Here is a 6,496-nt window from a genome sequence, read left to right on the forward strand (position 1 = left end):
GGTGCGGAATCGAGGTCGAGTCGACGATCGGGAGTGGCCGATGGAGTTTGCCGAGTACGTGGCAAGGCAGCGTCCCGCGCTGATGCGGTTCGCCACCGTCCTGACCTGCCGGACGTGGCTGGCCGAGGACCTGGTGAGCGACGTGCTGGGCCGGGCGTTCGAGCACTGGGCGCGGATCTCGGTGATGGCCGAGCCGCACGCCTACGTGCGGCGGATGGTGGTCAACGAGTACCTGTCCTGGCGCAGGAGGCTGACCCGCACGTCCCCGCGCGCCGAGGTCGAGCCGGTGGTGGTCTCCGACGGCGCGGACGAGCGGGCCGAGCGGGACGCGATGATCCACCGCCTCGCCGGCCTGCCCAGGAAGCAGCGCGCGGCCGTGGTCCTGCGCTACTACGCGGGCCTGTCCGACCGGGAGATCGCCACCGAGCTGGGGTGCCGGGAACCGACCGTGCGCAGCCAGATCCATCGGGCACTCAACTCACTGCGCATCGACCTCACCGCCGGCGTCCACGACTTCCAGGAGACCTCATGAGTGAGCTGCGCACCCTCCACGACGCCTTCGCCGAGCTGGAGCGGCGGGCCGACGCCACGGCCATGGGCACGGCACCGGTCGCGCGGCCGCGCCGGGCGGTGCGGCTGGTGCCCGTCGCGGCCACCGCCGTCGCGGTGGCGGTGCTGGTCGCGGGTGCGGTGTGGCTGGTGCCGGGCGACTCCGGCACCCACACCGCCGGCCCGCCGAGCGCCGCACCGATCACGACCGTGGCGCGCGGCCCGGTCCCCGCCTCGCCGGACGACCTGATCGCCCGGTTCAGGGTGGTGCTCGGCGACACCGCGACGTTCGAGGCGACCACCCAGGTCACCCTGCCGGCGGGTTCCGCGTCCTCGCAGAACCCCTCGCCACCGGGGTCGGGACTGGTCGTCCCGCTGACTGTGGACCCCGGCGCCCCCACCAGCGCGCTCCTCGGCGGGACCCTGAACTCCGCCGGCGTCACCGGGAGCTTCAGCCTGACGATCCTGCCCGGCGATTCCGAGCCCGGCGCGTGGTGCAGCTTCCGCCGAACGGGTCCCGGCCTGCTGCCGGCCCGACCAGAGGACTGCGTTGTCAGCACGCTGCCCGACGGCTCCCGGCTGGCGACCGAGACCGCGCGGCCGGCTCCCGGTGCGGTGTCGCACATGGCGTCCCTCAAGCGGCCCGACGGGACGACGGTCCTCCTGCACGTCGGCAACCAGGAAGATCCCCACGGCGCTGCGATCAACTCGCCGGGCGGTCGGATCTACTCGCCGCAACCGCCGCTGACCCTCGACCAGCTGAAGGCGATCGTCACCTCCGGCAAGTGGTGACGAGGTACGTGACGGCCTGCCTCATCAGGTTTCGGGTGCGCGATCCGGTCAGATCACCGTGATTCGATACGGCCCAACGGGTTCGTGCTCGCGGCCAGCTCGGCGCTCGCGGTGGCCCAGTCGGTGTTCGCGGGGTGGAGCGCACTGCGGAGGAAGGCCCACGTGAGGTGTCGGACGAGGGCGACCCGGTCGGGGTTCTCGTCCGTCGTCTCCGCGACGGCGTACCCGGCGACACCGCCCAGCGAGTGCTCCGCTCCGAACAGGGTGAGCAGGCTCTTGGCGCCGGGACCGCGGGTGTGGGCGTCGGTGAACCACCCCGGGCCCCGGACGGTCAGCGCGGACTGGTCCGCGTCCCCGGCGACCACCAGGGCCGGGGTGGTCATCGCGGTGAAGTCCGGGCTCATGAAGGGGAAGTGCTCGGCGGCGAACGGCGTCAGGTCGTCGCCGCCGGTCCCCGGCACGGCGAGCAGCACCCCGGCCTTGACCCGGGGATCGGACAGGTCCTCACCGGGGCGGCCGTCGGCGTCGAGGACCCGCGCACCCAGCAACGTGCTCGCCGTCTGGGCGCCCCAGGAGTGCCCGGCCACGGCGATCCGGTCCCGGTCGAGGCGGCCGGCGAGTCCCGGGACAGCGGCTTCGAGGACGTCCAGCCGGTCCAGGGCGGTGGTCAGGTCCGTGACCCGGAACCGCCAGATCTCCGGGTGGCGGGGGTCGTCGGGCGGCACGTCCAGGGTTCGCGAGTCGAGGTGCGTCGGCTGGACGACCGCGAAACCGCGTGCGGCCCAGTGGTCGACCAGCGGCGCGTAGCCGTGCAGCGATTGGCCGAAGCCGTGGGAGAGCACGATGACGGGCAGGTTGTGTCCGGTGGCCGGGGCCGACACCCGGACGTGCAGGTCCTGGCCTCGCTCCGGGGTCGGCAGCACCACCGGATGTGTGGAGATGACGGGTGTGGGTGCATTGTGGCGCATGGGGGTGTCCTCGCGATGGGGGTGTTTGGCCGCCGGACGCCCGATCGGGCATCATGGCCAACCGGATCGTTGTTCCGTTAACGACGATACGGAACCATGTTCCGGTTAGCAAGGTGGGCAGGAGGCGGCGATGGCCGACAGCGGTCAAGCGGGGTCGACGGCACCCCGGAAGCGGGCCGACGCCCGGCGCAACGAGAAGGCCCTGCTGGAGGCGGCCGCCGCGGCGTTCGTCGCGTCCGGCGTCGACGCGCCGGTGCGGGACGTGGCGGCCAGGGCGGGCGTGGGCGTGGCCACGATCTACCGCCACTTCCCGACGCGGGCCGATCTCGTCGTCGCCGTCTACCGGCACCAGGTCGAGGCGTGCGCCGAGGCGGGTCCGGCCTTGTCGGCGGACAGCGCCTCACCGCACGCGGCGCTGGTGCGGTGGGTCGACCTGTTCGTGGACTTCCTGATCACCAAGCACGGCCTCGCCGAGGCGCTCCAGTCCGACAGCGCCACCTTCGCGACCCTGCACGAGTACTTCCTCGACCGGCTCGTGCCGGTCTGCGCCGACCTGCTCGACGCCGCCGCGAAGGCGGGCGAGGTCCGGCCCGACGTCCAAGCCCTCGAACTGCTACGCGGGGTCGGCAACCTCTGCGTCGGCGCGGGCAAGGACCCGCGCTACGACGCCCGCCGCGTGGTCGGGTTCCTCCTGGCAGGGCTGCGCCCCGACCGGTAGCGGACAGTGCCAGGCCACGCCCCGGCCGGTGCCGGTCGAGCGGGGCCGACCTTCCCATAGCCGTCGAACATCACCGAGCGGCGGTCGACACCGCGTTCCTTCACCAGGTGCCGCCGACCTGGCCATCCAGCTCGGCTTGACCGTACCGTCCACACTGGACAGTCCGGGCGAGTCGGGACGGGCTGCCCGCCGTAACGCTGAGTCCGGTCGGGGCTGCCGTTCGGCACGCGGGCGGCGGTGCGTGGTATCTCACTCATGGTGGACGGGCTCATCGCACGGTAAGGTGAGCCTAACCAAACAGATGGGGAGTCGTGTCGTGACCAATCCCTTCGACGACGAGGCCGGCACGTTCCTGGTGCTGGTCAACGACGAGGGCCAGCACTCGCTGTGGCCGCAGTTCGCCGAGGTGCCCCCGGGCTGGACCGCCGCGCACGGTCCGGACAGCCGGCAGTCCTGCGTCGAGTACGTCGAGCGCGAGTGGACCGACCTGCGCCCGCGCAGCCTGGTGGAGGCGCAGCAGTGACCGTCGCCGCCCCCGAGGTCGTCCAGTACGACCTGGTGCCGCGGGTGCTGCGGGTCAAGGCGGTCCGCTGGCTCACGCCGCGCATGGTGCGGGTGACCTTGGCCGGCCCCGACCTCGCGGGCTTCCGGGAGGCCGCGCCCGCCGACCACGTGAAGCTGTTCTTCCCGAAGGACCGCGACGGCCTGCCGGACATGCCGAAGCTCGGTCCCGAAGGTCTCCAGCGGGACCCGGCCGCGCCGCGTCCCACGTTCCGGGACTACACCGTCCGGGCGTACCGCGCGGACGCCGGTGAGCTGGACGTCGACTTCGTGGTGCACGGCGACGGCCCCGGCTCGTCCTGGGCGGCCGGCGCGCGCGAGGGTGACGCGGTGGGCGTGCTCGGGCCGCGCGGCTCGGTGCTCGTGCCCAAGGGCCTGGCCTGGTACGTGGTGGCCGGCGACGAGACCGCGCTGCCCGCCGTGGCCCGGTGGCTGGAGCAGGCCGAGGAGGGCGACCGGGTCTTCGCCTTCGTGGAGGTCGCCGACGAGGCCGAGCAGCAGGAACTGGCGTCGAAGGCCGACGTGCGGCTGACCTGGCTGCACCGCGACGGCGCACCGGCGGGCTCCACGACGTTGCTGCACGACGCGATCGCCGCCCTGGTGCTGCCCGAGGGCGACGGGTTCGTCTGGGTGGCGGGCGAGGCGGGTTCGCTCAAGCCCATCCGCCGCCACCTGCGCGACGAGCGCGGCCTGCACCGCGACGCGTACGACGTGGACGGCTACTGGAAGCTCGGCCTGGTCAACTTCGACCACCACGAGCAGGACGAGGACTGAGCCACCGCGGCCACCCGCTCGGGTCGGGTGGCCGCGGTCCTTTCGCCGGGTGTCAAGCCTGGTGGCGGCGGAACGTTGCCACTTGTCGGCCGGTCGAACAACGGTCGGGCTCGCGGTGTGGATCACTACCATCCGTGATCATGCGAACCGTCGTGTTCTTATCGCTGGTGGCGCTGTCGGTGGCCGCGTGCTCGTCCTCCACCCCGTCGGTCGGCCCGCCGTCCTCGACCGCGCCCACCACCGGCCCCGGCGTGTACCGCGCGCCGTCGCCGATCACGTCGACCTGCGTCGACCACTTGGGCTACGAGGCCGTGGAGGACCGGTTCGGCAAGCCGGTGGACGAGCCCAGGACCACCTCCAACGACACGAACCTGGTGTCGTGCAACCAGTTGCTCTCCGGTGCCGAGTACCCCGAGGGGTTCGCGGTCACCGACCTCGTGTTCGAGGCCGACGTCGAGAAGGCGCGGGCCAGGTACGCCAAGGCCAAGGAGACCGTCGACCCGGAGATCGGCGACGTCCACCCCCTGCCCGGGTACGGCGACCAGGCGCACTGGCTGCGCCACGGCGACGGCGTGGGCGCTCGTACCGGCCAGTTCCAGGTCCGCGTCCAGCGCAGCAACGTGCTGATCACCGTCCGGGTCTCCGTCGGACCGACGGGGGGCTTCACCGAAGCCCGGACGGCCGCGCTCCGCGACGCGACCGCGCAGTTCGCCGACGCGACCCTCAAGGGCCTTCCGACGCGGTGACCCGGGCCGCGTCACGGCCGGGCGGTGTCCTCGGCCAGTTCGTCGGCGGACGGGTCGTGCAGGCTGGCGTTGCGCAGGGACGGCATGGCCGCGCCGACCGCGCCCGCCGACACCACGCACAGCGCCCCGCCGACCGCCACCGCCGTGACCGGGCCGATCAGCCGCGCCAGGACGCCGGCCTCGAAGTTGCCCAGCGCGGGCGCGATGTTCGTCTGCGCCAGCCACAGGCTGCTGACCCGGCCCTGGAGGTGGTCCGGGGTGTTGTGCTGCAACAGCGACCGCCGCAGGATCTCCGACACGGTGTCCGCCGCGCCGAGCATCGCCAGCGCCGTCAGCGCGAGCCACAGCGCGCCGGCGCTGAGGCCGAACAGCCCCACCGCGATGCCGCAGGCGACGGTCGCGGCGACCAGGTAGCGCCCGGTGTGCCGGACCCGCCCGGTCCACCCGCTGGCGGCGGCGGCGATCATCGCTCCGACGGCCGGCGCGGCGTAGAGCAGGCCGACCACCTCGGGGCCGCCGGCGAACACCCGCTCGGCGATCTCCGGGAACAGCGCGAACGGCATGGTGAACAACGCCACGCACACGTCGATCAGCAGCAGCCCGGCGATGATCCGGCTGCGCGCCACGAACCTCAGCCCCTCGCCGATGGACCGCAGCGGGCTCTCGTCGACCGGTCCGGTGGGCGGCAGCGGCCGGATCAGCGCGACCAGGGACGTGGTGACCAGGGTGGCCACGCCGGTCAGCGCGTAGTTCGCGGCCAGGCCGAACGCGGCGGTCAGGCCGCCGCCCAGCGACGGCCCGATGATCGCGCCCAGTTCGGCGGTGATGGCCATCAGCGCGCCCGCCGACGCGAGCTGGTCGCGGCCGACGATCGCGGGCGTGGCCGCCATCAGCGCCGTCGCGCTCAGGCCGTTGAGCACGCTGTTCAGCGCCGCGCACAGGTAGATCACCCACAGCTGGGCCGGGTCGAGCAGGGCGTTGAGCGAGAGCAGGGCGAACACCAGCACCGCGCTGCCGCGGGCCAGCAGGATCAGCCGGCGGCGGTCCATCCGGTCCGCGAGCACGCCGCCGGCCAGGGTGCCGGCCAGCATCGGCACCATGATCACGACACTGACGAGTGACACCTGGAGGGACGACCCGGTGAGGTCGTAGATCTGCACCGGGATCGCCACGGTGGTCAGCCCGAACCCGAAGAGGGACACCAGCCGCGCGATGAACAGGTAGCGGAACTCCTTGCTCTGTCGCAGCGGTGTGGTGTCGACAACCAGGTCGCCGAGCCGCATGGGGTCTCCTCGGAGCAATGTCACAGAGCTGTTCGGGGGGAGGCGTTGCACCTGTGTATTAGGTTAGCCTCACCTTAAAGCATGACCCCGTTCGTGTGGACCACT

The 6,496-nt window shown here is 72.7% G+C and carries 8 protein-coding genes; 6 read left to right on the top strand and 2 right to left on the bottom strand.

Annotation, left to right across the window (positions count from 1 at the left end; translation table 11 throughout):
* Positions 1-40: 40 nt before the first annotated feature.
* Both BN6_RS13010 and BN6_RS13015 read left to right on the top strand, forming a co-directional pair.
* Entirely contained in the window at positions 41-532 is a 492-nt protein-coding gene (locus BN6_RS13010) for a SigE family RNA polymerase sigma factor (RefSeq protein ID WP_015100109.1), read from the top strand.
* Positions 529-1,341 (top strand): hypothetical protein, encoded by an 813-nt coding sequence (locus BN6_RS13015; RefSeq protein ID WP_015100110.1) that lies wholly within the window; start codon positions 529-531, stop codon positions 1,339-1,341. Before BN6_RS13010 ends, BN6_RS13015 begins: the two co-directional genes overlap by 4 nt.
* 53 nt (positions 1,342-1,394) lie before the next feature.
* Here the strand turns inward: BN6_RS13015 and BN6_RS13020 are convergent, their stop codons facing one another.
* A complete protein-coding gene (locus BN6_RS13020) occupies positions 1,395-2,309 on the bottom strand; it encodes an alpha/beta hydrolase family protein (protein WP_015100111.1) in 915 nt (304 codons plus the stop codon).
* Between the two features lie 130 nt (positions 2,310-2,439).
* Between BN6_RS13020 and BN6_RS13025 the strand changes: the two genes are divergently transcribed.
* From BN6_RS13025 to BN6_RS13040, 4 genes are all read left to right on the top strand, one after another.
* Complete coding sequence (locus tag BN6_RS13025) at positions 2,440-3,027, top strand: TetR/AcrR family transcriptional regulator (RefSeq protein ID WP_015100112.1); 588 nt, start codon at positions 2,440-2,442, stop codon at positions 3,025-3,027.
* 316 nt (positions 3,028-3,343) lie between these two features.
* Positions 3,344-3,550 carry an MbtH family protein gene (locus BN6_RS13030; RefSeq protein ID WP_015100113.1) on the top strand — a complete coding sequence of 69 codons (207 nt, stop codon included), beginning with the start codon at positions 3,344-3,346 and terminating at the stop codon, positions 3,548-3,550.
* Entirely contained in the window at positions 3,547-4,362 is an 816-nt protein-coding gene (locus BN6_RS13035; protein ID WP_015100114.1) for a siderophore-interacting protein, read from the top strand. The genes BN6_RS13030 and BN6_RS13035 overlap by 4 nt, the downstream gene beginning before the upstream one ends.
* A gap of 140 nt (positions 4,363-4,502) precedes the next feature.
* Entirely contained in the window at positions 4,503-5,108 is a 606-nt protein-coding gene (locus tag BN6_RS13040) for a hypothetical protein (protein ID WP_015100115.1), read from the top strand.
* 11 nt (positions 5,109-5,119) lie between these two features.
* Here the strand turns inward: BN6_RS13040 and entS are convergent, their stop codons facing one another.
* Positions 5,120-6,391 (bottom strand): enterobactin transporter EntS, encoded by a 1,272-nt coding sequence (gene entS / locus BN6_RS13045; protein WP_015100116.1) that lies wholly within the window; start codon positions 6,389-6,391, stop codon positions 5,120-5,122.
* Positions 6,392-6,496 lie beyond the last annotated feature (105 nt).

Source organism: Saccharothrix espanaensis DSM 44229 (assembly GCF_000328705.1).
GTDB lineage: Bacteria > Actinomycetota > Actinomycetes > Mycobacteriales > Pseudonocardiaceae > Actinosynnema > Actinosynnema espanaense.